The sequence below is a fragment of the Bradyrhizobium sp. CCBAU 53340 genome (genome assembly GCF_015291645.1).
In the GTDB taxonomy this organism is placed as follows: domain Bacteria; phylum Pseudomonadota; class Alphaproteobacteria; order Rhizobiales; family Xanthobacteraceae; genus Bradyrhizobium.
Window position 1 is genome coordinate 457,151 of record NZ_CP030055.1, and the last position, 25,269, is coordinate 482,419.

Sequence of the window (25,269 nt, forward strand, 5' to 3'; positions counted from 1 at the left end):
AGATAGCGGCATTCTGCGGCCGCGAATTTGTTCCGGGGCGGGTTGCAGATGAAACGCAAGATCGCAGCGATTTTCGCAGCCGATATTGCCGGTTACTCGAGACTGGTCGCGGAAGACGAAGAAGAGACGCTGCGGCGTCTGGCGTCCTATCGCTCCGTCGTCGACGATTTCATTGCAAAGGCAAACGGCCGCATCTTCAACACCGCCGGCGATGCCGTGCTCGCGGAATTCCCGAGCGCGGTGGACGCGGTGCGCTGCGCGATCGATATCCAGGAGTCCTTGCGCACCCGCAACATGGCCTATCCGCCGAGCCGGCAGATGTCGTTCCGCATCGGCATCACCATCGGTGACGTGGTCGAGCGCGACGGCGATCTGCTCGGCGACGGCGTCAACATCGCGGCAAGGCTCGAGGGGCTGGCGGAAGTCGGCGGCATCTGCGTCTCCCGCGCCGTGCATGAGCAGGTCGCCAACAAGCTGTCGGTGCAGTTCGCCGATATCGGCGCGCAGGAAGTGAAGAACATCCCGACGCCGGTGCACGCCTATATGGTGGCGATGCGGCGCGAGGACGGCACTTACGCCACGCCGCAGCTGAAGAAAGTCGCCAAGGCGGCGCCGGCGCCGAACTGGATGTGGCCGCTCGTGGTCGGCGTGGTCTCCGTCGTCGCGATCGGTGTCGGCGGCTTCCTCTATTTTGCCAAGCTCGAGACCGGTCAGGTCAAATCCACGGCGGTCGCGCCGCGCCCGGCCGCTGCGGCGTCACCCAGCGCAACGCCCACGATGGCGGCGAAGGCGCCGATGCCCTCGCCGATACCGTCATCGACAGCGACCCAAACGGCTGCGGCGACTACGACCCCAACGCCGTCACCGACCGCTGCGTCCACCGGCAAGATTGTCGTCAGCGCGGTGCCGTTCATCGGCGAGCGCCAACGTGGCTTTCTCAGCAACGAATATGCGACCGCCGGAGATTACAAGGCCTATGCCTTGAACATCGGCGGCTTCTTCGGCTCCGCGCTCAACCAGCCGACCGAAGAGGCCGCGCGCAACGCCGCGGTCGACCAATGCCAGAAGCGCGCGGCTGCCGCGCAATCGCCGCGGCGTTGCGAGCTCTATGCTGTCGGCAACAAGGTGGTCTACAGCCACGGGGAGCCGCCGATGCCGCCGCAACCCTGGTTTCGGCACGACCCCATCACCGAGCGCGCGTTTGTGCCGAAGGATTTTCCGATGGTGCGCGATCAGGCCAGGACCCGGCTCGAAAACCTGTTCGCACCGGCGGCAAAATCACGCTCGGTCGCGCTCGGTCCGGGCGGACAATATTTCATGGCGCTTGGCGCAACCTCGGTCGAAGATGCGGCGCGGCGTTCGCTGGAATCCTGCGGTGCGATCGCGGGCTCAGCCTGCATGACCGTGGTGATCGACGACGTCTTCGTCGTGCCGATTCCGACCCTGCTCAGGGCCAATGGCTTCTTCCACGCGGCGACCAATCCTTCGATCCTGGCCGATGCGCGCGACGAGGTGGCGCGCAAGCTCGGCGATGGCACGGGCTGGAATGCGGTCGCGGTTGGCACCGCAGGCCGTCCGGGTCTCGGCCTGAAGGCGGCCGATGAGCAGACCGCCGTCAACGGCGCCCTGGCCGACTGCGCCAAGCACGACAGCGACTGCCACGTCATCGCAATCGGCCCGTTCACGGTGGGACCGCTCAATTAGCCTAGCGTGATGGGATTAGGCTCGATCGCGACCGCGAGCAGGATGCGCTCCCTCCCTCGCTTGCGGGGGAGGGCTGGGGAGAGGGCGTCTCCGCTGGGCGAGGACCCCCAAGAGGACAGAGCCCTCACCCGGATCGCTTTCGCGATCCGACCTCTCCCGTAAGCGGGAGAGGTGGAACTGAAGCAACCCCCGTTCTACTGTGCATGGGGTTGTTTTGCGTTTTTCATTTGGCGAAGGGCGCGAACGATTGCGCTACCGCGCGATAGACCTCGCGACGGAACGGCACCACGATATCGGCGACGCGGTCGAGGCGCTCCCAGCGCCAGGCATCGAACTCCGCGGGCTGGCCGTTGCGCGGCGTCAGCGGGTCGATCTCATCGTCCTTGCCGGTGAAGCGCAGCGCGAACCATTTCTGGCGCTGGCCGCGGAACTTCGCCAGCCGATGTGTCTGCGGGCCGTCATAGGGCGGGAATTCATAGGTGAACCAGTCGGTCTCGCCGAGGAATTCAGCGCTGACGACGTTGGTTTCCTCCCAGAGCTCGCGCATGGCGGCGTCGCGCAGATTCTCGCCCTCGTCGACGCCGCCTTGCGGCATCTGCCAGTCAAGCCCGGGCAGGATGATCTCGGGGCCGTCGCCCTTGAAGCGGTGGCCGACCAGCACATGGCCGTCGGCATTGAACAGCGCGATGCCCACATTCGGGCGGTAGGGCTTTTCGTTGGTCACGCGAGGCTCTCTCATTGTCAGTCCGGGCGATGGCTTAGCACCGAACCCGGATGACAATTTGAATTAGTCATCCGCGAGCGCCGAAAATTCCTTCACCACGCGCTCATAGACCGGGCGCTTGAAGGGGATGATCAGCGAGGGGAGATTCTTCATCGGCTCCCAGCGCCAGCTGACGAATTCGGCCTTGTGGCCGCCGCCGCCGGGCTTCTCGACATTGATCTCGCTGTCCTTGCCGGTGAAGCGCACCGCGAACCATTTCTGGCGCTGGCCGCGGTAGCGGCCCTTCCAGGCGCGCCCCGCCACCGTGCGGGGGATGTCGTAGATCAGCCAGTCCGGAACCTCGCCGAGCCGCTCGATCGAGCGCACGCTGGTTTCTTCATAGAGCTCGCGCTTGGCGGCTTCCCAATTGTCCTCGCCGGGATCGACGCCGCCTTGCGGCATCTGCCAGACATGGCTGTCGTCGACATGCTCGACGCCGCCGGCGCGGCGGCCGATGAACACCAGGCCTTTTTGATTGATCAGCATCACACCGACGCAGGTTCGGTAGGGCAGATCCTCGTAACGCGCCATTCCGCCAAACCTCTCGCGTACTGCCGGCACCGCTTTTGGGCGCTCCGGCCCGTGGCGTACCAATTCGTTGATTTAGCTGGATTTTGATTTCAGCATCGCGGTTGTCAATGGCACCAGCAGAATACCCCGGTCGCTCAATGTCTTGATCCAGGCTCCGACCCGGTCGATGGAGACGGGCAGCGCAGAGGCGGTGCCGACGGCGACGCCCCGCTCGCGGGCCACCGATTCCAGCTTGTTCAGGGCACGGTCGATCTCGGCCGTGGTCGGCACTGCGTCGAGCGCGATATCCCCCTTGCCGAACGGCACCGCCAGGTTTGCCGCCGCCTGCGATGCGATGCTGCGCGGCGAGGAGCCGTCGTCGAAGAAGCCGAGGCCGCGCTTGGAAGCCTCGCGGATGATCGGCTGCATCGCCGGGTCCGTCGCGATGAAGCGGGCGCCCATGAAATTGGCGATGCCGGCATAGCCCTGCATCCGGCTCAGGTGCCAGTAGAGGCGGTCGGTGTTCTGGTCGGGGGTGAGCGAGGTCAGCAGCGTCTGCGGGCCCGGATCGTTGTCGGGGAAGTCGTAGGGCTCCATCGGGATCTGCAGGAAGATCTCGTGGCGCTGAGCGCGGGCGCGCTCGGCGAGTTTTCCAGGGTCAGAACCATAAGGTGTGAAGGCCAGCGTCACCGCGCCCGGCAGCTTCATGATCGCATCGGTGGTCTTGGCGGCGCCGACGCCGAGCCCGCCGATCACGATCGCCACCACAGGCATTTTCGCGGCCTTGGCGCGGTCAGCCTCGGCGGCGTAGACGTTGAATGGCTTGAGATCGCCCGAGATGATGGGGATCATGCCGTAGCGGGATTTTTCCAGCAGTTTTGGATCAATCCCGGCCATGATGGCCGGCGGCGCGGAAGCCGGCTCGCCCTTGCCGGCAGCATCGCCCGCGCCGATCACCACGTCGTGGCGCTCGCCGGTCGAGCCGTCGATCATGGTGACGGTCTTCTGGTCGCCGGCCTGCTTCGGCGCTTCCTTGGTCGCGTGCTTGCTCTCTTGGGCGGGCTCTGCGCCGTGACCGGCGGCCGGCTTCTCTTCTGCCGCCTTGTCACCGCCTTTGGGATCGCGAATCGCGATCCGCGTCATCGGCTCGCCGCCGAGCGGGTCCTTGTTGAAGATGGCAAAGCCCGCGAAGGTAACCAGGAACAGGCCGAGCATGACGGCCAGCAATTGCATGACGGTGAACGGCAGCCGCAGCCGCCGTTTCCGGCGCGGCTTGTCCTGTCCGAGCGGAGCGCTCAGATCATCGGCCGTTTCAGTCATGCGAGATCCCGAATCACTCACGCCAACGATACCACGCCGAGGTCAAGCGGCGGCAGGCCGGGATAGGCCGGGGGCATCCGAAGTTCCAAGCAAAAGGGCGGCTTCCGGAGCCGCCCTTTCGTCAGATCGCGTGTTGGTCGGGCTTAGTTCGCCGCCTTGGGCTTGTCCGCGGGCGCAGTCTTGTTGTCGCTGCCCGGCGTGGGCGCCGCGGAGGCGCTGTTCTTGATGCCGTGGAGCAGGTCGTCGGCGAGCTTGAGCGCCTTGTCGTCCTTGGCATCCGGCGGGACATAGGACTGCGAGCCGGTCTTCTCGTCGCCGTCGTTCTTGAGGTGACCGCGCAGCGAAGCTTCGCCCTTGGTATCGGTACGCGACTTCAGCTCGTCCGGCACGTCCTGTAGCACTTCGATGTCGGGCACGATGCCCTTGGCCTGGATCGACTTGCCTGACGGCGTGTAATAGCGCGCCGTGGTCAGGCGCAGCGCGCCGTTGCCAGAGCCGAGCGGGATGATGGTCTGCACCGAGCCCTTGCCGAAGGAGCGCGTGCCGACGATGGTCGCGCGCTTGTGGTCCTGCAGCGCGCCAGCGACGATTTCCGAGGCCGAGGCCGAACCGCCGTTGACGAGCACGATGACAGGCTTGCCCTTGGTGAGGTCGCCGGCATGCGCGGTGCGGCGCTGGGTCTCCTCGGCATTGCGGCCGCGGGTCGACACGATCTCGCCCTTCTCCAGGAACGAGTCGGACACGGTGACGGCCTCCTCGAGCAGGCCGCCCGGATTGTTGCGGAGGTCGATGATGTAGCCCTTCAGCTTGTCGCCGATCTGGCCGGAGAGATTCGCGACCTCCTTCTTCAGGCCTTCGGTGGTCTGCTCGTTGAAGGTGGTGATGCGGATATAGGCGATGTCGTCAGCCTCGACGCGTGCGCGCACCGAACGGACGCGAATGTTGTCGCGCACCAGGGTGACGTCGATCGGATTGTCCTGGCCCTTGCGGATGATCTTGAGCTTGATCTTGGTGTTGACGGGGCCGCGCATCTTCTCGACCGCCTGGTTCAGGGTCAGGCCCTGCACCGCCTCGTCGTCGAGATTGGTGATGATGTCGTTGGCCATGACGCCGGCGCGCGAGGCGGGCGTATCGTCGATCGGCGAGACCACCTTGATAAGGCCGTCTTCCATCGTGACCTCGATGCCGAGGCCGCCGAACTCGCCGCGGGTCTGCACCTGCATGTCGCGGAAGCTCTTGGCGTCCATGTAGCTCGAATGCGGATCGAGGCCGGAGAGCATGCCGCTGATGGCGGATTCGATCAGCTTGGTATCGTCGGGCTTCTCGACATAGTCCGAGCGCACGCGCTCGAACACGTCGCCGAACAGATTGAGCTGGCGATAGGTGTCAGCGGTCGCGGCGCGCGCGCTGGAGCCCATGAACACCGCACGCGGCTGCGTCGCGAACAGCGTCAGCGCCGCGCCGGTGGCCGCGCTGAGGAGGATAACTGAAGTCTTGCGCATCATCCGCGAACCTTCTCGCCTTCATTTGCGGCCCACCATGGGCCTGGATCGATTGGAGTGCCGTCTTTCCGGAACTCGACATACAGCACAGGTTGACTCGCGTTCGTGGCGAGAATGGAGGCGACTTGAGATGTCGACCCCATGGTCGCGACCGGCTCCCCCGTGAGCACAAACTGACCGATGTTGACCGAAATGCGCTCCATCCCGGCGATCAGGACATGATACCCGCCCCCGGCGTTGAGGATCAAGAGTTGTCCATAGCTGCGGAACGGGCCGGCATAAACCACCCAGCCGTCGCAGGGCGTCGTGACCTGAGAGCCGGGCTTGGTGGCCAGCGAAATGCCCTTCTGGACCCCGCCGACCCCGTCGGAACCGCCAAAGTCCCTGATCTTGTTACCGTTAACCGGCAGCGGCAGGAGCCCCTTGGCCGACGCGAACAGGATGGCCGGGCTGGTCCGGGAGCGGTCCTTGAACACGGCCGGGCCGGGCTTGGCACTGGCGGCGGCTGCGGCCGCCTTCGCCTCGGCCTGCTTGGCGGCCTCGGCCGCCTTCTCGGCCGCCTTGGCCGCGCTTTGCAGGTCCTGCTCCATCTTGGCGATCAACCCCTGGAGATCGCCGACCTGCTTTGACAGCGTGATGGCACGCGAATTCTCCGCGTCGAGATCCTTCTCGCGCGAGGCCTGCTGGCGCTGCCGCTCGTCGACCAGGGCCGTGAGCCGGGTCTGGTCGTTGCGGATCTTGTCGCGGTCGGAGGCGAGCTGGTCGCGTTCGCTCGCGATGCTCTTGCGCAAGGCCACGAGCTCGCCGAGCTCGCTTGCGATCTTTTCGGCGCGGCCGCGCAATTCCGGCACGACGGCGCCGAGCAGCATCGCGGTGCGCAGCGACTGCAGTGCATCTTCGGGGCGCACCAGCAGCGCCGGCGGCGTCCGCCGTCCGGCGCGCTGCAGGGCGGCCAGCACCTCGACGATGTCGGCACGGCGCGAATCGAGCGAGGTGCGCGCCTCCTGCTCGCGGCCGTTCAGCGTCTTCAGCCGCGCCTCGGCTTCGTCGATCTTGGTCTCGACGGTGCGGACATTGGCGGCGGTGTCGATCAACTGCTGATTGAGCTGGGTGCGATCCTGGCCGAGCGTGGCGATCTCGGCCTTGAGCTTGGCCTGCGCTTCCTCCGCGCTCTTCTGCCTCGCGCGCGCGGCTTCCAGTTCCTGCTCGCGCTGCTTGATCGCGTCGGGAGAGACGGCGGCAGTCTGCGGCGCCGGTGCTGCGGTCTGAGCTTGTGCGGAGCTTACGTAAGCTTGCGCGAGGCTTGCGCCCGAGACGCTCGCCATCAGCAGCAAATTGAGAAACGGCGCTCGCATCTTGTCGGCAAGGTGCTCGTTGTGGCGCGAATCACGCGCGATGATAGGGGTGGCCGGCCAGGATGGTGGCGGCCCGATACAACTGTTCCAGAAGCATGACGCGGACCATTTGATGCGGCCAGGTCGCAGAGCCGAACGCGATCGCGAGTTTGGCCTTACGGCGCAATTCGGGCGAAAGTCCGTCCGCCCCTCCGATCACGAAGATAGTATGCCCGGCGCCCTCGTCGCGCCAGCGCCCCAGATGCCGTGCGAATACGGTGGAATCGAGATTTTGTCCGCGCTCGTCCAGCGCCACCAGGATCGATTTGTCCGGGACATGCGCTGAGATCGCCGCGGCTTCCTCGGTCATTCGCGTCGCGGCGTCGCGCGCGCGGCTTTCCGGAATTTCGTGAATGGTGAGCTCGCGGAATCCGAGCTTGCGGCCGGCTTCGTCGAACCGCTCGAAATAGCGGTCGGCAAGCTCCCGTTCGGGGCCCTGCTTCAGCCGGCCCACCGCAATGACAGCAACACGCATGATATCTTCAGGGTCGCGTTTTCAAGACCGCGCGCAGGTTGCGCGCGCACGACGCTAGCATGCGCGTCAGCCGATTCGAAATCGGCTCAAGTGAGCCTAGATCGCCTTCGCCGCCCCTGGGCCCTGCGTGTACAATCTTTCCAGATTGTAGAACTCGCGGACCTCGGGTCTGAACACGTGCACGATCACATCGCCGGAATCGATCAACACCCAGTCGCAATTGGGCAAGCCCTCGACATGGATGTTCTTGATGCCGTTTTCCTTGAGGCCCTTGGCGACGTTCTCCGCGATCGCACCGACATGCCGGTTCACCCGGCCGGTGGTGACGATCATGTAGTCGGAGTACGCCGATTTGCCGCGAAGGTCGATGGTGACCGTCTCTTCCGCCTTCATATCCTCGAGGCGGGAGAGGATCAGGCTCAGCGTCTTGTCGGCGTCGGGTTGCGCCTTCAAGGCCGCAGCTTTGGTCGATGTTTTACGCGCCGGTTTTGCCTTGGGTAAAACAGACTTGGACAATACAGATGTGGTCAGGGACCATTCCTTTCACTGTATCGCGAACGCCGAATCCAGCGCTCACTGGTTACACTACATCATGTGGGGTTAAGGGTTTCAATATGCCAGAGAGCCCCAATCCCGTACACTTGGCCTCACATCATACCTTTCCAGCTCCCGTCCGGGTTCCGTAGGCCGGTTGAGGACAGGTTCAGCTTCAATCCCGTCAGGAACACCCAGGCCGGCGCCGGCTGGTCGGCGAGCAGCGCTGCCTTATTCTCCGGCAGGCGGTAGCGGGCGAGCGCCTTGGCGGCTGGAGAGGCGAGGGCGCGAAAGCTTTGCGGCGGGCGATCGATGACTGCAATCGGCACTTGGCCGGCGATACGCCGCCAGTCCTGCCAACGATGGAATTGAGCGAGATTGTCGGCGCCCATAATCCAGACAAAGCGCAGGCCCGAGAAGCGGCGGCGCAAGGTGTTGATCGTGTCGATAGTATAGCGGGTCCGAATGACGGATTCGAGACAGCTGACCTCGATCCTGGGATCGTCAGCAACCTCGCGCGCCGCCTGCATGCGCTCGCCGAGCTCATGCAAATGGCCGTTCTCCTTGAGCGGATTGCCCGGGGTGACCAGCCACCAGACGCGATCGAGTTGCAGTCGCTTGAGCGCGAACCGGCTGATGGCGCGATGGGCCTGATGCGGCGGATTGAACGAGCCGCCGAGCAGGCCGATGCGCATGCCCTCCGTATGGGGCGGGACCGCTTGCGCCACGAAACGCGGCACGACGAAGTTGTTGCTCAATGCCCCGCGCCTTGCAACGTTACCTACGGCCGCGTCTGTCCGGTGCCGTGAACGCGATATTTGAAGCTCGTCAACTGCTCGGCGCCGACAGGGCCGCGGGCGTGGAAGCGACCGGTGGCGATGCCGATCTCGGCGCCGAAGCCGAACTCGCCGCCGTCGGCGAACTGCGTCGAGGCGTTGTGCAGCACGATCGCGGAATCGACCTCGCTCAGGAACTTCTTCGCAGCGGCCTCATCCGCGCTCACGATCGCATCGGTGTGGTGCGAGCCATGATCCTGGATATGCGCGATCGCGCCATCGACGCCGTCCACCACCTTCGCTGCGATGATCGCGTCGAGATATTCGGTATCCCAATCGTCTTCGCTGGCAGGTTTTACGCGCGCATCCGTTCCTTGCACCGTTTCGTCGCCGCGCACTTCGCAGCCGGCCTCGATCAGCATCTCGACCAGCGGCTTCAGGTTCTTCGCAGCAGCGGCGCGATCGACCAGCAACGTCTCGGCCGCACCGCAGACGCCGGTGCGGCGCATCTTGGCATTGAGCACGATCGACTTCGCCATGGCGAGATCGGCGCTGGCATCGACATAGACATGGTTGACGCCTTCGAGATGCGCGAACACGGGCACGCGTGCTTCTTGCTCGACGCGCGCGACGAGGCTCTTGCCGCCGCGCGGCACGATCACGTCAATCGAACCGTTCAATCCCGACAGCATCATGCCAACCGCGGCACGGTCGCGCGTCGGCACCAGCGTGATCGCAGCTTCAGGCAGGCCCGCTTCGCGCAGGCCCTGCACCAGGCATTCGTGGATCGCACGGCAGGAGCGGAAACTGTCGGAGCCGCCGCGCAGGATCACGGCATTGCCTGATTTCAAACAGAGGACGCCAGCGTCCGCGGATACGTTCGGCCGGCTCTCGAAGATCACGCCGACGACACCGAGCGGCACGCGCACGCGCTCGATGGTCATGCCGTTCGGCCGCTGCCAGCTTTCGGTGACGATGCCGACGGGATCGGCGATGCCGCGCACGATGGCGATGCCTTCGGCCATGCTCTCGACCCGCGCCGGCGTCAGCGTCAGGCGATCGATGAAGGCGGAGGTCGCATTGCCGGAGGCGCGCGCTTCCGCGACGTCTTCGGCATTGGCGGCGAGGATCGCCGCGGCATTGGCGCGGATCGCCCGCTCCATGGCCTCCAGCGCCCGGTTCTTCTGCTCCGGCGGCGCCAGCGCCAGCACGCGCGCGGCGGCGCGGGCTTTGGCGGCGAGATCGGACATCAGCGCCTGAAGATCGGCATTGCCGTCAACGGCTTTCAGGGGGGCGGCCATAGGAGTTCAACCTTCTGCTAAGGCGGTGTCCTAGCACGGAAATCCCGGTTTTGCGAAGGGCAGGGACGGTATGGCAGGGCTTCAGGAGGAGGGTGCTGGGCTCGGCCGCTGGCCTAGCTTCCAGCGTCATGGCCGGGCTTGACCCGGCCATCCACGTCTTGGCGAGCCCCGAAAGAACGTGGATGCCCGGGACAAGCCCGGGCATGACGGCTCGGGTGCCGTGCGCCTCTTACCCGCCCACCACCAGATCATCGCGGTGGATCATCTCCGAACGGCCGCTGATGCCGAGGATGGTCATCACATCGGGCGATGAACGGCCCTTGATCCGCTCGGCGACCTCGGCGTCATAGGCGATCAGGCCGCGGCCGACCTCGCTGGTGTCGGGGCCGCGGACGATCACGGCATCGCCTCGGGCGAACTGGCCCTCGACCTTGATCACGCCGGCCGGCAGCAGGCTGGCGCCGGCGCGCAGCGCCGTCACCGCGCCGGCGTCGATGGTCAGCGTGCCCTTCGGCTCCAGCGTGCCTGCGATCCAGCGTTTTCGCGAGGTGATGGGATTGGCCGGCGTCAGGAACCAGGTGCAGCGGCCGCCATTGGCGATCGCCTGCAGCGGATGCTCGATCTTGCCTGATGCGATCAGCATATGCGTGCCGCCTGTCGTGGCGATCTTGGCCGCCTCGACCTTGGTGCGCATGCCGCCGCGCGACAGCTCGGACTCGGCATCTCCGGCCACGGCTTCGATCTCCGGGGAGATGCTCTCGACCACCGGAATGAGCTTTGCGTTCGGATTGTTCTTGGGCGGCGCGTCGTAGAGCCCGTCGATGTCGGAGAGCAGCACCAGGAGATCGGCGCTCGCCATGGTGGCGACGCGCGCGGCGAGGCGGTCATTGTCGCCGTAGCGGATCTCGGTGGTGGCGACCGTGTCGTTCTCGTTGATCACGGGGATCGCGCGCCATTCCAGCAGTTTGCCGATGGTGGAGCGCGCGTTGAGATAGCGGCGGCGCTCCTCGGTGTCCTGCAGCGTCACCAGAATCTGGCCGGCGCCGATGTCGTGCGCCCCGAGCACCTCGGACCAGATTCGGGCCAGCGCAATCTGGCCGACGGCGGCGGCGGCCTGACTCTCCTCCAGCTTCAGCGGCCCGCGCGGCAGCTTGAGCCGGCTGCGGCCGAGCGCGATCGAGCCCGAGGACACCACGAGGATATCGCGGCCCTCCTTGTGCAGCTTGGCCATGTCGTCGGCGAGCGCGGCCAGCCACGACGCCCGCACCTCGCCCCTGTCGGAATCGACCAGCAGCGCGGAGCCGACCTTGACGACGATGCGGCGGAATTGACTGAGTTCGGGGCTGGCCATGTGCGTTTGCTTTGGCGCTTGTGACGATTGCTCTGGACACGGCGCAGCCAAGAGCGGCGCCGGTTGAGGCCTGCTTTTGCAGCAGGACGATGGCCGGCGCAAGGCGGGCCGGATGGTAAACGGCGAAGGTCGGCCTTGTCTTGCTCGCCAGGCCGGTTCTAATGCCACCAACCAATAACGGACGGGACGAGGAAACGAATGGATCGCCGCAAATTCATCGCCGGATGTCTCGGTTTGCCGTTGCTGGCGCAGGTCAGTGAGGCAGAAGCGCAGGCCGGGCTGACCAAGATCATCTTCCCGTTTGCGGCGGGCGCGGGCGGCGACACGCTGTGCCGGCTGATCGCGCAGGAAATGGCCCCAGCGCTGCAACGAACCATCGTGGTCGAGAATCGCACCGGCGGCGACGGTCTGATCGGCATCAAGGCGGTGAAGGGCGCGAGCCCCGATGGCAACATGGTGCTGGTGACGACGGGCCCCACCATGTACCTGCTGCCGATGGTGGAGACGACGCCGAGCTTCGACACGGCCAAGGATTTCATGCCGGTGTCGCTGCTGGCGCGGTTCGAATTCGCGCTGGTGGTCGGCCCGGCCATGGATGTCACCGACTTCAAGGGGTTCGTCGCGTGGCTGAAGGCGCATCCGGACAAGGCCTCGTTCGGCGTGCCGAGCAACGGCACCATTCCGCATTTTGCCGGCTCGAAGCTGGAAAAGGATCTCGGCATCCCACTGACGCGCGTGCCTTATCGCGGCAGTGCGCCAATCCTCAACGACATCATTGGCGGCCATATTTCGTTTGGTATCGTGACATTGGCTGATGCGCTGCCGCAGCACCGGGCCAAGAGCGTGAAGATCATCGGAGTCTCGAGCGTTGAACGTTCGCCATTCGCGCCTGATGTCCCGACGCTGAAGGAGAGCGGCATCGATCTCGTTGCGGACGCCTGGTACGGCATGTGGCTCCCCGCCGGCAGCCCGCCGGAATTCGCCAATAAGCTCGGTGCGGCTGCCAGCGCCGCGCTGGCCAAGCCGGAGGTGAAGGAGAAGCTCACGGCGATCGGTCTGATCCCAGTCGGCAGCAATGCGGATGGGCTAACGAAGGAGCTCGCCGCGAACACCGCGTTCTGGCAGCCGATCGTGAAGGCGACGGGATACAAGATCGAGAATTGAAACCGGTTTGCGGGGCAATGACACAGCGGTTACTCGGTGCTGCGCGAGCATTTGCGAGCCATTATCAGATCGTCGTGTGCGACGATCCATTCACGCCCCTCGTTGACGACGAGAACTGGGACGCGGAGAAAACAAAGCGAGGTTTTGCCGGCCTGCCGGCGTTTCGGATGATTGGCACGGAAGCTGATCTCAACGACCATTGGGTTGAACTGGTGTCGAGCGACCGGCCCCCTTCTTCGGATGAGTGGCAGCGGATCACCTGCGTGCATTTCCATTCCGGAAGCGGGCGGATCCACGTCATGTCGGTGATCGATAACGATCCGCCAATTTCTGCGGATATCGAGCGGGGCGATTACGCCGTCTACGCGGCGGCGCAAAATCTCGGGATCGATCAGTCGAGCCTTGGCGAAAGCGGGAAATTCTCGGATGCCGAAATTGCCGAGCGAAGGGATATTGAGTGGTATCGGCTCTTTCTGGTGCCAGGTAAGCCTGAATTTGAAGGACGCGTGGTTGATCGCTAGCTAGCCGTGCGCTCTATCCCCTCATCCCGAGGAGCGCGCTCTTGCGCGCGTCTCGAAGGATGAAAGGCCCGACTGCCAGCAGGGCCTGCATGGTTCGAGACGGCGCTTCGCGCCTCCTCACCATGAGGGTCTTAGAGTTTCGCGCGCTGCGTGATGCCGTCCTTGATTGCGGCGAGCTCTTGCTCATCCCAGATGCCGATCAAGATCCCGCCCTTCACCTGAAGCTGATTATCGGCATAGTTCGCGATCTTCTCGCGGGGCGTCGTGATGTGGTCGTTCGGGTGCAGGGCCCAGTCGAACAGCTCGGCCTGCAAGCGCGCGATGATGCCGGCGCAATCAGGGTCATCGCCGCGATCGACGTATTCCTGCGGATCAGTTTCGAGGTCGTACAGCATCGGGCGGAAGCCGGAGGCGTGGATGTATTTCCAGCGGCCGTCGAACACCATGAACAGGCGGCAGCGCTCGATCGGCTGGTTCAGCTTCAGCCGCACGTCCTGCATGGCGTAGTCGTATTCGGAGAACGCCACCTTGCGCCAATCTGATGGCCTCTCGCCGCGCAGCAGCGGCAGCAGCGAGCGACCCTCGAGGATGTGGCCCGGCACCTTGCCGCCGAAATAATCGACGAAGGTCGGCGCCAGATCGATGCCTTCCACCAGCGCATCGCTGCGCGTGCCGCGCGTGGCGTCGGCTTCTTTCGAGGGATCGATAATGATCAGCGGGATCTTCGCCGACTGCTCGTGGAACAGATCCTTCTCGCCCATCCAATGATCGCCGAGATAGTCGCCATGGTCGGAGGTGAACACGATCATGGTGGTCTCAAGCAGACCGCGCGCCTCCAGAAACTTCATCAGCACGCCCATCTGGTCGTCGATCTGGGTGATCAGGCCCATATAGGTCGGGATCACCTTCTCGCGGGCCTCATCGCGCGCCATGTTGCGGGAGTAGCGCATGTCCATATAGGCGCCGAACACCGGATGCGGATTCTGTCGCTCTCGTTCGGAGCGGATCACCGGGATCATGTCCTCGGTCGAATACATGCTGGCGTAGGGCTCGGGCGCGATGTAGGGCCAGTGCGGCTTGATGTAGGACAGATGCAGGCACCACGGCCGGCCATCGGTCTCGGCCTCGCTGATGAAATCCATCGCGCGCCGCGTCATGTAGGGCGTCTCGGAATGCTCGTCCGGCACGCGCGCGGCCTTGTCGGCGTGCACCAGCAGCCAGCCGTTCTGCAAGCTACCATCTTCGGCGGCGCCCGAATTGGCCCAATGCTCCCACGGGTTCGTCGCTTCAAATCCTTGGCTGCGCAGATATTCGTCGTATTTCGGGCGCGGCCGCCCCGAGGGATGCAGGCCGTCGTCGCGCTCGTAAGGCTCGAAGCCGCATTCGGCGACATGCACGCCGATGACGGATTCCGGCGGGATGCCGAGCGCCTTCATGCCTTCGAGGTCGGGCGCCATGTGAGTCTTGCCGACCAGCACGTTGCGCACGCCGATCTTGTTGAGGTGATCGCCGAGCGTGGGCTCGCCGACCCGCAGCGGCCAGCCGTTCCAGTGCGAGCCGTGCGAGCGCATGTAGCGACCGGTGTAGAACGACATCCGCGACGGGCCGCAGATCGGCGATTGCACATAGGCCTTGGTGAACAGCACGCCACGCTTCGCCATGGCGTCGATGTTGGGTGTCTTCAGCGTGGGATGGCCGGTGCAGCCGAGATAATCATAGCGAAGCTGGTCGCACATGATCCAGAGAACGTTCTTCGCGCGCGCCATGCGTCATCCCTGTCGTTTCTTGATTGTGTGATGCTGCGCTATCGAGGGCGTAATGGCAACACTTGCCGGTGATGCGCGTGCCTGGAGCCATACACTCTGCTGTCGTCCCGGCGAAGGCCGGGACCCATACTCCTCAGAAGAGGTTATGACGCGAGACGGCAATGACCAATCTTCGCCAAATCGCATTCGGTGGTTATGGGTCCCGGCCTTCGCCGGGACGACATCTGAGAGAGCGGAGTTTTACTAAGCCGACCACGGCTCCGCTTCAGCGGCGCTCTTGGCCTTGGCCGAGACCGGGCTCTCGCCGATCACGTCCGCCAGCGCACGCAGCGCTTCCTTCACGCCCTGGCCGGTCGCGCCGGACAGCAGCAGCGGCGTCTTCTTGGCGGCACGCTTCAAGCGGTACTTCTGCTTCTTGAGCTCGTCCGGCTCGACCGCATCGATCTTGTTCAGCGCGACGATCTCGATCTTGTCGGTGAGCTGGCCGCCATAGGCGTCGAGCTCCTTGCGCACCGTCTTGTACGCCTTGCCGGCATGCTCGCAGGTGGCGTCGATCAGATGCAGCAGCACGCGGCAGCGCTCGACATGGCCGAGGAAGCGGTCGCCGAGGCCGGTGCCTTCATGCGCGCCTTCGATCAGGCCGGGAATGTCGGCCAGCACGAATTCGCGGCCATCGGCATTCACGACGCCGAGCTGCGGATGCAGCGTGGTGAAGGGATAGTCGGCGATCTTGGGTCGCGCCGCGCTGACCTTGGAGAGGAAGGTCGATTTGCCGGCATTGGGCATGCCGACGAGACCGGCATCCGCGATCAGCTTCAGCCGCAGCCAGATCCAGCGCTCCTCGCCGGGCTGCCCGGGATTGGCATTGCGCGGCGCGCGGTTGGTCGAGGATTTGAAATGGGCGTTGCCGAAGCCGCCATTGCCGCCCTCGGCGAGCACGAATTTCTCGCCGACCTTGGTGAAGTCGTGGATCAGCGTCTCGCGGTCTTCGTCGAAGATCTGTGTGCCCACGGGGACCTTCAGCACGATGTTCTTGCCGTTGGCGCCGTGGCGGTCCGAGCCCATCCCGTTCTCGCCTTTTTGGGCCTTGAAATGCTGCTGGTAGCGGTAATCGATCAGCGTGTTGAGGCCGTCGGCGACCTCGATGATGACATTGCCGCCGCGACCGCCATTGCCGCCGGAGGGACCGCCGAATTCGATGAACTTCTCGCGGCGGAACGCCACGCAGCCGTTCCCGCCGTCACCGGAGCGGATATAGACCTTTGCTTCGTCGAGGAATTTCATGGGCCATAGGTAGGCCAGCCGGACACGCGCGGCAACCCGGATGACCCCGCAAATCGGCCGAAAAGCTGCGAAATTCGCCCCTTGCTTAACCCGCCGGGCGGCGTCCTCCTACTCGTCGTCCCGGGCGAGCGAAGCGAAGATCCGGGACCCATCACCACAGGGAGAAGTTTGGCGAAGACCGCCCATTGCCATCTTGCGAGACAATGATCGCCTGTGGGTATGAATCCCTCTCCCGTGCGCAATTGCGCACTAGGCGGGGATGACGGTTAGAGCGGGCGGCGCCGGATCAGGAATTTCTGCGTGCCCTCGAGCACCAATTCCTTGCGCTGGTTGAACACGGTGCTGCGAAGCGTCACCGCGCCGGTCGTGCGTCCCGGCACGAGCTCGATGACTTCGAGTGCCGGATAGATCGTGTCGTCGGCGAAAACAGGCTTGAGGAACCGGCTCGACTGCTCGAGGAAGCCGACCAGCGACTCCTCGACCATGAAAGGAAACAGGCCTGCGCCGGGCGCGGTGTGGATCAGGGTCTGGAAACCATGGGCCAGCAGATGCGGCATGCCGCGGCTGCGGCAATATTCCACGTCGTAATGCACCGGATGGGTGTCGCCGCTCGCGGTCTGGAATGCCGCGAACACCGCTGAGGTCTGGGTGCGGCTCGGCAGCACGAAGCGTTCGCCGACGACGAAATCCTCAAACCAGCGTTGCGCGGCGATCATGCGATGCTGGGTCGGATCGAAATCGGTCATATCAATGCTCTCCGTTCGCGCGACGCCTATCGCTACCGCGGCGCGAAGAGTGCGACAATCCGTTCAATTCGGCGGTGGCGGGCTTGTCCCGCGCGTCCACGTCATTAAAACGACCGCAAGCGACACTATTCGCCGGTTTCCTGACGCTCTCTCCCCGTCATTGCGAGGAGCGAAGCGACGAAGCAATCCAGACTATTTCCGCCAAGGCAGGCTGGATTGCTTCACTTCGCTCGCAATGACGGCCTTTCGCAGTCCGCTCAATGCCTCTCTTCAAAAATCTCTCCGCATATGACGACCGTTCGGCACGGCTGGCCGGCATCGGCCTCATGGTGCTGTCGATCTCCATGTTCTCGTTCGGCGATGCCATGGGCAAGTTCCTGGTCGGCACGTATTCGGTGGGACAGCTGCTGTTCCTGCGCGCCTGCGCCGCGCTGCTGCTGTTGTCGCCGATGATCTGGCGGCAGCGTCATCTGTTCCTGCATCTGGAGCGGCCGCGGCTGCAGCTGTTTCGCGTCGTGCTGTCGACGCTGGAGGTCGCCGCCTTCTTTCTCGCGACGGTCTATCTGCCGCTCGCGGACGTCGTCACCTACTACCTTGCAGGTCCGATTTTCGTCACCGCGATGTCGGCCATTTTTCTCGGCGAGAAGGTCGGCTGGCGGCGCTGGACCGCGATCCTGGTCGGCTTCTGCGGCGTCTTGATCGCACTGCGGCCCTCAGTGCAGACGGTGAGCCTGCCGGCGCTGATCGCGCTCGGCGGCAGTCTCTCCTTTGCGACCTTGATGCTGATCACGCGCAGCCTGCGCAAGACGCCCGACATCGTGATGGCATCTTCGCAATTCATCGGCACGTTTTCGCTTGGCGCCGTGCTGTCGGCGTATCACTGGGTGCCGCCGACGTCAGGCAGCCTGGTGTTCTTCGCGCTGGCCGGGCTGATTTCCGTGACCGCGCTGTTCTGCGTCAACCGGTCGCTCAAGCTCGCACCGGCGAGCGTGGTGGTGCCCTACCAATATTCGATGATCGTCTGGGCCGTGATCTTCGGCTTCGTCGTGTTCGGCGATGTGCCGCAGGTGGCCACCATCGTCGGCGCCACGATCATCATCGGCGCGGGATTCTATATATACTTGCGGGAGCGGAATCTCGGCCGCGCAAGTGAAGAGGTGGCACCGCCGGTGTAGCCCGCCGTCGTCCCGGGCTCGCGACTTCGTCGCGCCCCGGGATGACAGTGATTGTGGCGCGCAGCGCGCCCTACCTCATCCTTCTTGCGCTGCTCCAGCTCTTCAGCGACGACCACACCCCGCGCGAGAGGCGGAAGCAGTCGACCGGCGTCGACGAGCCCAGCGCCAGGAAGCGGTGAAGCTGCACGCCGCTCCACTGGAAGCCGCACTTCTCCAGCACGTTGCGCGAGGCCGGATTGGTGACGCGCGCGCCTGCATAGAGATGGTCGTCCTCGAACTCCTCGAAGAAGAAATCGATCGCGCCGCGCGCGGCCTCGGTGGCAAAGCCCTGGCCCCAATGTTCGACGCCAAGCCAGTAGCCGAGCTCGGCATTGTCGGGCTTGGAGCAGTCGATCCCGACCATGCCGACCGGACCGGTGTCGTGCTCGATCAGGAACACGGTCTCGTTGCCGAGCGCCGATTTGGCCCGGATGAATGCGACGGCGTCGTCCTGCGAATAGGGATGGGGGAGGCGGCGGGTGTTCTCCGCGACACGGCGGTCGTTGGCGAGGCGGGCGATGGTCCTGACGTCGGCGAGGGTCGGGCGCCGCAAGGTCAGCCGCTCGGTGGCGACGACGCTGGGTCTCGCCTCGGCTAAGGTCACGCTCGAAAAGTCCTGCAACATGTCCGGCTCCGCTAGAAGTCACTAAGTGAAAGTGAACACGACAAACGAAAGGGGAGGCCGGTTTCCCCGCCTCCCCTGGAGCCTTCGATCTCTCGATCTCTAGGACTCCGCCGGTTCGGTCTGGGACCCGGCGGACTCCAAATTGATCCACCGTCTATTCAGCAGCCTCTGCGAGCGGGAGTACCGCTACGAAGGTGCGGCCGTTGGCTTTGGCCTGGAACTCAACACGACCCTCGATCTTGGCGAACAGAGTGTGGTCGGTGCCCATGCCGACATTAAGGCCGGGATGCCAGGTGGTGCCGCGCTGACGCGCAATGATGTTGCCGGGAATCACGCGCTCCCCGCCGAACACCTTGATGCCAAGGCGCTTGCCCTTTGAATCGCGACCGTTGCGCGATGAACCGCCTGCTTTTTTGTGAGCCATGGCTCGTCTCCGAAATCCTGCGTATCTCTAGATCAATTCCTTGACGGAATCATTTCACAATTTCTCACGCATCAATTCTTGGGAATTGGCGTGATCAAATTATGCGGCGGCTGCTTCTTCTTTCGCGACCTTCGCCTTCTTCGGGCGCGGGCCCTTGGTCGGCTTGGCGTTGTCCGTCAGGATCTCGCTGACGCGCAGCACCGTGATCTCGTCGCGATAGCCGCGCTTGCGGCGCGAATTCTTGCGGCGGCGCTTCTTGAACGCGATGACCTTCGGGCCACGCTTGTGGTCGAGGATCTCGACGGCCACCGACGCACCGGCCACCGTGGGCAGACCCAGCACAGGCGTGTCGCCACCGACCACCAGAACTTCATTCAGCTGCACGATCGAGCCGACTTCGCCTTCGATCTTGCCAACTTCCAGGACATCATCCGGCACGACGCGGTATTGCTTGCCGCCGGTTTTGATGACTGCGAACATCGTTTTTTTCCTTCGTGTTCAATCCCGGCCTCATGACATCAGTCAGGGGCCGGCTTTTTGTCAGTCGCTATGGGTTTATGCGTTTTGTGCGGGCGGGAGTTATCCCTTTGAAAACCCACGCAAAAACAAGCGGCGCGAGAAACGCCCCGCGCCGGTTGTGCGGACTTATAGCCGCCGGACGCGAAGAGTCAAGGAAAAGCGGGCGAAAACGCTCCGGATTTGAAGGATTTGCGCCAATTCCGCGCCGATCAGGAATCTCGCCTCCGCCTAGCAACCAACGGGTTCCCGCCCCGTTGTCCCCGTGATTCTCGCATTCGGGCAAGGGCTTCCATGGCGACGGACGAACTGGTCAAGACAACGGGCATCGCCCAGCACGGGGCGGGCCGCCTGCCCTCGGTCGAGGTCGACAGCTTCAACATCGAAATCAAGGACGAGGAGGGTTTTCTCGGCGACCGCGCCAGCAAGGGAGCGTTTCGCGAGATCCTCGAGGAATGGCGCAAACCCTTACGCAAGAGCGGCGAGGACCCGTTCGGCGACGAGCCGTCCGACAAGATCAGCAAGAAGGCCTTAGACGCCGTGCTGAGCGGCGACGATGCGGAGGCCGCGGCCGTCGTGCACAGCGCGATCGAGGATTTCGCGCAGGAGCTCGCTTACGTGACGCGGCGATTCCTCAAGACCAAGGCCTGGGCCAAGACCGAATGCATCGTGGTCGGCGGCGGATTTCGCGCCTCCAGGCTCGGCGAGATCGCCATTGCGAGGGCCGAGATCATCCTCAAAGCGGAAGGCTTCAAGGTCGATCTGGTGCCGATCCGCTTCGATCCTGATGATGCCGGCCTGATCGGCGCCCTGCACCTCGCGCCATCCTGGATTTTCGAAGCCTATGACAGCATCCTTGCGGTCGATATCGGCGGCACCAACATCCGCTGCGGCATCGTCGAGACGCGCTGGAAGAAGGCGCCGGACTTGTCCAAGGCGGCCGTCTTCAAATCCGATCTGTGGCGCCACGCCGATGACGAGCCGAGCCGCGAGGCCGCGGTGAAGCGGCTGGTCAAGATGCTCGAGGGCCTGATCGAGGACGCCGCAGCGGAAGGGTTCAAGCTCGCACCCTTCATCGGCATCGCCTGTCCCGGCGTGATCAATGCGGACGGCTCGATCGAGAAGGGCGCACAGAATCTGCCGGGCAATTGGGAGAGCAGCAAGTTCAACCTCCCGGCGAGCCTGGTCGAGGCCATCCCCGCCATCGGCGGGCACGACACCGCGATCCTGATGCACAATGACGGCGTGGTTCAGGGCCTCTCCGAGGTGCCGTTCATGCAAGGTATCGATCGCTGGGGCGTGCTCACCATCGGCACCGGCCTTGGCAATGCGCGCTTCACCAATCGCCACAGGGACAATGGCAACGGCAAGGACCGGGATTCTGCGGAGGGAAAGAAGAAAGCCAAGGAAAACAACAAAGAGAACAACAAGAACCACAAGGAGTAACCTTGACTGGTTAGGTTAAGGGACGGATTGCGTTGCGACCCCCCGACCGCACGCTAGGGTGGAACCGTCGTCTCACGCAGGCCGGCGAAGCCGCCCTTCCTGGCCAGCATTTCGATGAGCGGCACGGGACCGCCAGTATTTACCGCGTCTGGCGGTCCCACCCGTTTTCTAAAGCATGATGGAATGAGCTCGCGCCCGGATCGAGGTGCATTCGCTGCGGCCCATCCTTCGAGACGCCCGCTTATCGCGGGCTCCTCAGGATGAGGGACGGAGTGCGCGGCAGCCGTTTCAGCGGGCGCTTATGCTGCTTAGCCTCATCCTGAGGAGACCGCGAAGCGGTCGTCTCGAAGGACGAGGCGCGCCAGCTCCCCGCCGCTCAGCTCCACCCGATGCGCTGAAAGAACGCCGCGATCTCGCTTGCGGCGCGATCCGGATCCTCCCGATGCGGGAAGTGCCCGACATCGGGAAACATCTTGAGATCCAGCTCGGCAAACGTCTCTCCCAGCCGGTCGGTCCATTCATACGGAAACAGCGGATCGTGCTCGGCCCAGCGCACGCAGGTCGGCACCTGGATCGGCTGCAAGCGTGGTGCCTCACCCTTCATCATCGCGATGCGCCCGGCATGCGAGGCCTGATAGTGCGCAAAGCCGCCGGCGAGATTGCCATCCCTGAAATAGGTGTCGCCGAACAGGTCGAGCACGTCGTCGAAGGCGTGCTTGCGATGGGCCCAATTCTTCAGAAAGAGCGCGATATAGAGCCGGCAGCTCTCACGGCTCGCCCCGACCAGCCGAGGCGCCATCTCCATCTGGTGGAAGGACTGGTACCAGATCTGGTTGAGGCGATCCGGCGCCGCCATGCGCGGCCCGATCCCGGGATAGACGAAATCGAACAGGAACAGCCCGGCGAGCCGCTCCGGCGCTTGTCGCGCCAGCGGCTGCATCACCGCGCCCCCGACATCATGGCCGACCACGCCGAATCGCGCGATGCCGAGGCCGTCCATCAGCGCCAGCATGTCGGCCGCATGGCCATCAGGCCCGTAAGGCCCGTCAGGCTTGTCGCTGTCGCCAAAGCCGCGCAAATCGGGCGCGACAAGCGTGAACCGGTCCGAAAGCCTTGAGATCACCGGCTCCCAGGTCAGCCAAAGTTCCGGCCACCCATGCAGCAAAAGCAGCGGTTTTCCGCTGCCGGCGCGAACCACATGGATTTTGGCGCCATTGGCGGAGATCGTGAGGTGCTCCATGGGCAGTTCCTTTCTGTCGGCAAGTCCTCTGGGCATGATGAGATTGGGCTTCATTCGTCGCCAAAAGGCAGGTGCGTTCCCTTCCCCCTTGTGGGGGAGGGAGAGGGGTAGCCCAGAAAAAGGTGCCGATTGTCTCCGACACGGCGAGAACAACCCAAACCGGCCAAACAACCCTCGGATTTTCCCCTTTCGCGCCTTGTCTGGCCCGCCATCCTCGCTTATGAACGCCCCCAACCACAGAGGCCCTGCCTCTATATGGCGCCTTCAGGAGAGGTGGCAGAGTGGTTGAATGCACCGCACTCGAAATGCGGCATAGGTGCAAGCCTATCGGGGGTTCGAATCCCTCCCTCTCCGCCATTAGTCCGCAGCATGCTCGGCAAGGTGTGAACGCGACGGGGGAATGTCCTTTGTCATGCCGATGAAGATCGGACCCCAACCTGAGAAATGGCTCCGAAAGAAAGCCAAGCAGGGAATGCGCGGCTATCCCGTAGGCACGATCGCGTTCTATGGCCCGGACAATCGGCGGGCCTCAAAAGTGGCTGTCTCCTGCATCCGAACTGAAGGAGCGGAGCCCGAATTGCGACGTTGGCTGTCGGAGATCGCGGATGTGCGGACCGATGAGACAGTGCTCGCCGAAATCGCCCTATTTCTAAAGCAGCATTCGGTGCACTCGGTGGTAATGGCAGACGGAATCATCGGCTGTCCGCACGAAGAGGACATTGACTATCCAATGGGAGAGGCTTGCCCATACTGCCCATATTGGAACGAGCGGGACCGGTGGACCGGCGAACTCATCTAGGTCTGCTACGGAGCCTGCGCCCCTCCAGCGCTACGTCCGCCTGTACGCTCCTCGGCAGGTAGTCCTCCGGCGCGCCTCGCTTTCGAAATTTGTCTCGATTGATCAGTTGGCTCGTCGAATGTGGCGGGTGCCGGGCCGGCAGCAGCCGGCTACTGTGCATGGGGTTGTTTTCAACATTTCAAAATGCATGCTGCGCCAGCGGCAACGTCCGCAGGCGCAGGGATGGAGACTGACATGAGGACACAGGTCCTGATCGTGGGCGCCGGCCCGGTCGGATTGACCGCGGCGATGGATCTGGCCTCGCGCGGCATCGAGGTCGTGGTCGCGGAGATCCGCCATGCCGGCGATCCGCCCAGCGTCAAATGCAATCACGTCTCGGCGCGCTCGATGGAGATCTTTCGCCGGCTTGGCGTTGCCGCCAAGCTGCGCGATGCCGGGCTGCCGGCGGACTTCCCGAATGATTGCTCCTATCGCACCACCGCAACCGGCATCGAGCTCTGCCGCATCGACATCCCCTCGCGCGCGCGGCGCTACAGCGCCACCGGCGGCCCCGACACCTGGTGGCCGACGCCGGAGCCGCCGCACCGGATCAACCAGATCTATCTCGAGCCGATCCTGTTCGACCACGCGGCCGCCCAGCCGCGCATCACCATTCTGGCGCGCACGGAAATCACTGACGTCGCGCAGGACGCCGATCATGTGGTCGCGCAGGCGCGCAATCTCGATAGCGGCGAGACGCTTCGCATCGAAGCCGGCTTCGTCATTGGCTGCGACGGCAGCCGCTCGCTGGTCCGCAAGGCGATCGGGGCCAGCCTGTCCGGAACGCCTGTGATCCAGCGCGTGCAATCGACCTTCATCGAAGCGCCGCAGCTCAAGGAGCTGATGGGCGCGCACATCAAGGCCTGGATGGTGCTCTCGCTCAACCCGCGGCGCTCGGGCACGACGGTTGCGATCGACGGCCGCGACCGCTGGCTGATCCACAATCACCTCAAGCCCGACGAGCCGGAGTTCGACTCGGTCGATCGCGACTGGTCGATCCGCGCCATTCTCGGCGTCGACGCAAGCTTCGAATACCGCGTGCTCAGCAAGGAGGATTGGGTCGGGCGCCGGCTGGTGGCCGATCGCTTCCGCGACCGCAGGGTCTTCATCTGCGGCGATGCCGCGCATTTGTGGATGCCCTATGCCGGCTATGGCATGAATGCGGGCATCGCCGACGCCGTCGATCTCTGCTGGCAATTGGCGGCGCATCTGAACGGCTGGGCGGCGGCCGCGATCCTCGATGCCTACGAGGCGGAGCGCCAGCCCATCACCGAGCAGGTGTCGCGCTTTGCGATGGACCATGCGATGAAGATGATGGCGCAGCGCGGCGGCGTCTCCGCCGAGATCGAGGACGACACGCCGCGGGGCCACGCGGCGCGTGCGTCGCTGGCGAAAGCGGCCTATGATCTCAACGTGCAGCAATATTGCTGCGCCGGATTGAACTTCGGCTATTACTACGACGCTTCGCCAATCATTGCCTATGACGGCGAGACGCCGCCGCCTTACGCGATGGGCAGCTTCACGCCCTCCACCGTGCCGGGCGCCCGTGCGCCGCATGTTTTCCTGCGCGACGGACGCTCGCTCTACGACGCATTCGGAGCCGGCTACAATGTGTTGCGGTTCGATCCGGCCGTCGATGTCGCGCCGCTGCTATCCGCTGCGGAAGAGCGCGGCGTGCCGCTCTCGCTGATCGACGTCGCGCCCGACGAAGCGAATGGTGCCTATGCCGAGAAGCTCGTGCTTGTCAGGCCCGATCAGCACATCGCCTGGCGCGGGCAAGCGGCGCCCGAAAATGCGCAAGCGCTGCTGGCTCGTCTCACCGGCGCGGCGGCGTAGGCAACTGATAAAAAGAACC

The 25,269-nt window shown here is 64.3% G+C and carries 24 protein-coding genes and 1 tRNA gene; 8 read left to right on the forward strand and 17 right to left on the reverse strand.

Going from position 1 to position 25,269, the window contains the following annotated elements; all coding sequences use genetic code 11:
* Positions 1-48 precede the first annotated feature (48 nt).
* Positions 49-1,704, forward strand: coding sequence for an adenylate/guanylate cyclase domain-containing protein (locus tag XH89_RS02155; protein ID WP_194465508.1), 1,656 nt, complete (start codon positions 49-51; stop codon positions 1,702-1,704).
* A gap of 223 nt (positions 1,705-1,927) precedes the next feature.
* Here the strand turns inward: XH89_RS02155 and XH89_RS02160 are convergent, their stop codons facing one another.
* The 10 genes from XH89_RS02160 to proB all read right to left on the reverse strand — a co-directional run bounded on the left by XH89_RS02160 (position 1,928) and on the right by proB (position 11,630).
* Positions 1,928-2,428: an RNA pyrophosphohydrolase gene (locus tag XH89_RS02160; RefSeq protein ID WP_194465509.1), complete on the reverse strand. Its 501-nt coding sequence runs from the start codon at positions 2,426-2,428 to the stop codon at positions 1,928-1,930.
* 63 nt (positions 2,429-2,491) lie between these two features.
* Positions 2,492-2,998 (reverse strand): RNA pyrophosphohydrolase, encoded by a 507-nt coding sequence (locus tag XH89_RS02165; protein ID WP_194465510.1) that lies wholly within the window; start codon positions 2,996-2,998, stop codon positions 2,492-2,494.
* A gap of 72 nt (positions 2,999-3,070) precedes the next feature.
* Entirely contained in the window at positions 3,071-4,297 is a 1,227-nt protein-coding gene (locus XH89_RS02170) for a divergent polysaccharide deacetylase family protein (RefSeq protein ID WP_194465511.1), read from the reverse strand.
* A 143-nt stretch (positions 4,298-4,440) separates the two neighbouring features.
* A complete protein-coding gene (locus XH89_RS02175) occupies positions 4,441-5,802 on the reverse strand; it encodes a S41 family peptidase (protein WP_194465512.1) in 1,362 nt (453 codons plus the stop codon).
* Positions 5,799-7,154 carry a murein hydrolase activator EnvC gene (locus XH89_RS02180; protein WP_194465513.1) on the reverse strand — a complete coding sequence of 452 codons (1,356 nt, stop codon included), beginning with the start codon at positions 7,152-7,154 and terminating at the stop codon, positions 5,799-5,801. Before XH89_RS02180 ends, XH89_RS02175 begins: the two co-directional genes overlap by 4 nt.
* Positions 7,155-7,185: 31 nt before the next feature.
* Positions 7,186-7,668 (reverse strand): 23S rRNA (pseudouridine(1915)-N(3))-methyltransferase RlmH, encoded by a 483-nt coding sequence (rlmH, locus tag XH89_RS02185; RefSeq protein ID WP_194465514.1) that lies wholly within the window; start codon positions 7,666-7,668, stop codon positions 7,186-7,188.
* Positions 7,669-7,764: 96 nt separating this feature from the next.
* Positions 7,765-8,121: a ribosome silencing factor gene (rsfS, locus tag XH89_RS02190; RefSeq protein ID WP_018318847.1), complete on the reverse strand. Its 357-nt coding sequence runs from the start codon at positions 8,119-8,121 to the stop codon at positions 7,765-7,767.
* 194 nt (positions 8,122-8,315) lie between these two features.
* Positions 8,316-8,960 carry a nicotinate-nucleotide adenylyltransferase gene (locus XH89_RS02195; protein ID WP_194465515.1) on the reverse strand — a complete coding sequence of 215 codons (645 nt, stop codon included), beginning with the start codon at positions 8,958-8,960 and terminating at the stop codon, positions 8,316-8,318.
* A 23-nt stretch (positions 8,961-8,983) separates the two neighbouring features.
* Positions 8,984-10,279, reverse strand: a complete 1,296-nt coding sequence (locus XH89_RS02200) for a glutamate-5-semialdehyde dehydrogenase (RefSeq protein WP_194465516.1) — start codon at positions 10,277-10,279, stop codon at positions 8,984-8,986.
* Between the two features lie 229 nt (positions 10,280-10,508).
* Entirely contained in the window at positions 10,509-11,630 is a 1,122-nt protein-coding gene (gene proB / locus XH89_RS02205) for a glutamate 5-kinase (RefSeq protein ID WP_194465517.1), read from the reverse strand.
* Between the two features lie 198 nt (positions 11,631-11,828).
* Here proB and XH89_RS02210 point away from each other — a divergent pair, with 198 nt between their 5' ends.
* Together XH89_RS02210 and XH89_RS02215 are read left to right on the forward strand one after the other, a co-directional pair.
* Positions 11,829-12,794, forward strand: coding sequence for a Bug family tripartite tricarboxylate transporter substrate binding protein (locus XH89_RS02210; protein ID WP_194465518.1), 966 nt, complete (start codon positions 11,829-11,831; stop codon positions 12,792-12,794).
* Positions 12,791-13,315: a competence protein ComJ gene (locus XH89_RS02215; RefSeq protein ID WP_210345237.1), complete on the forward strand. Its 525-nt coding sequence runs from the start codon at positions 12,791-12,793 to the stop codon at positions 13,313-13,315. Before XH89_RS02210 ends, XH89_RS02215 begins: the two co-directional genes overlap by 4 nt.
* Positions 13,316-13,446: 131 nt before the next feature.
* Here XH89_RS02215 and XH89_RS02220 read toward each other — a convergent pair whose 3' ends face one another.
* From XH89_RS02220 to XH89_RS02230, 3 genes are all read right to left on the reverse strand, one after another.
* Entirely contained in the window at positions 13,447-15,081 is a 1,635-nt protein-coding gene (locus tag XH89_RS02220) for an alkaline phosphatase family protein (protein ID WP_194465520.1), read from the reverse strand.
* Positions 15,082-15,324: 243 nt separating this feature from the next.
* Positions 15,325-16,365 carry a GTPase ObgE gene (obgE, locus tag XH89_RS02225; protein WP_194465521.1) on the reverse strand — a complete coding sequence of 347 codons (1,041 nt, stop codon included), beginning with the start codon at positions 16,363-16,365 and terminating at the stop codon, positions 15,325-15,327.
* Positions 16,366-16,631: 266 nt separating this feature from the next.
* Complete coding sequence (locus tag XH89_RS02230) at positions 16,632-17,111, reverse strand: MaoC family dehydratase (protein WP_194465522.1); 480 nt, start codon at positions 17,109-17,111, stop codon at positions 16,632-16,634.
* A gap of 260 nt (positions 17,112-17,371) precedes the next feature.
* On the opposite strand from XH89_RS02230, the gene XH89_RS02235 reads away from it, so the two are divergent.
* Positions 17,372-18,286, forward strand: a complete 915-nt coding sequence (locus XH89_RS02235) for a DMT family transporter (protein ID WP_194465523.1) — start codon at positions 17,372-17,374, stop codon at positions 18,284-18,286.
* 70 nt (positions 18,287-18,356) lie between these two features.
* On the opposite strand, the gene XH89_RS02240 is transcribed toward XH89_RS02235, so the two are convergent.
* The 3 genes from XH89_RS02240 to rplU all read right to left on the reverse strand — a co-directional run bounded on the left by XH89_RS02240 (position 18,357) and on the right by rplU (position 19,854).
* Positions 18,357-18,950: a GNAT family N-acetyltransferase gene (locus XH89_RS02240; protein ID WP_194465524.1), complete on the reverse strand. Its 594-nt coding sequence runs from the start codon at positions 18,948-18,950 to the stop codon at positions 18,357-18,359.
* A 154-nt stretch (positions 18,951-19,104) separates the two neighbouring features.
* Entirely contained in the window at positions 19,105-19,374 is a 270-nt protein-coding gene (rpmA, locus tag XH89_RS02245) for a 50S ribosomal protein L27 (RefSeq protein ID WP_092234086.1), read from the reverse strand.
* 99 nt (positions 19,375-19,473) lie between these two features.
* Entirely contained in the window at positions 19,474-19,854 is a 381-nt protein-coding gene (gene rplU / locus XH89_RS02250) for a 50S ribosomal protein L21 (protein WP_194465525.1), read from the reverse strand.
* Positions 19,855-20,184: 330 nt separating this feature from the next.
* Here rplU and XH89_RS02255 point away from each other — a divergent pair, with 330 nt between their 5' ends.
* Positions 20,185-21,336 (forward strand): ROK family protein, encoded by a 1,152-nt coding sequence (locus XH89_RS02255; RefSeq protein ID WP_194465526.1) that lies wholly within the window; start codon positions 20,185-20,187, stop codon positions 21,334-21,336.
* Between the two features lie 376 nt (positions 21,337-21,712).
* Here XH89_RS02255 and XH89_RS02260 read toward each other — a convergent pair whose 3' ends face one another.
* Positions 21,713-22,576 (reverse strand): alpha/beta fold hydrolase, encoded by an 864-nt coding sequence (locus tag XH89_RS02260; RefSeq protein ID WP_194465527.1) that lies wholly within the window; start codon positions 22,574-22,576, stop codon positions 21,713-21,715.
* A gap of 267 nt (positions 22,577-22,843) precedes the next feature.
* Here XH89_RS02260 and XH89_RS02265 point away from each other — a divergent pair.
* The 3 genes from XH89_RS02265 (at position 22,844) to XH89_RS02275 (ending at position 25,250) form a co-directional block, all read left to right on the forward strand.
* A tRNA-Ser gene (locus tag XH89_RS02265) sits at positions 22,844-22,933 on the forward strand.
* A gap of 43 nt (positions 22,934-22,976) precedes the next feature.
* Positions 22,977-23,375 (forward strand): hypothetical protein, encoded by a 399-nt coding sequence (locus tag XH89_RS02270; protein WP_246767715.1) that lies wholly within the window; start codon positions 22,977-22,979, stop codon positions 23,373-23,375.
* 234 nt (positions 23,376-23,609) lie between these two features.
* Positions 23,610-25,250 carry an FAD-dependent oxidoreductase gene (locus tag XH89_RS02275; protein ID WP_246767716.1) on the forward strand — a complete coding sequence of 547 codons (1,641 nt, stop codon included), beginning with the start codon at positions 23,610-23,612 and terminating at the stop codon, positions 25,248-25,250.
* The last annotated feature ends 19 nt before the right edge of the window (positions 25,251-25,269 follow it).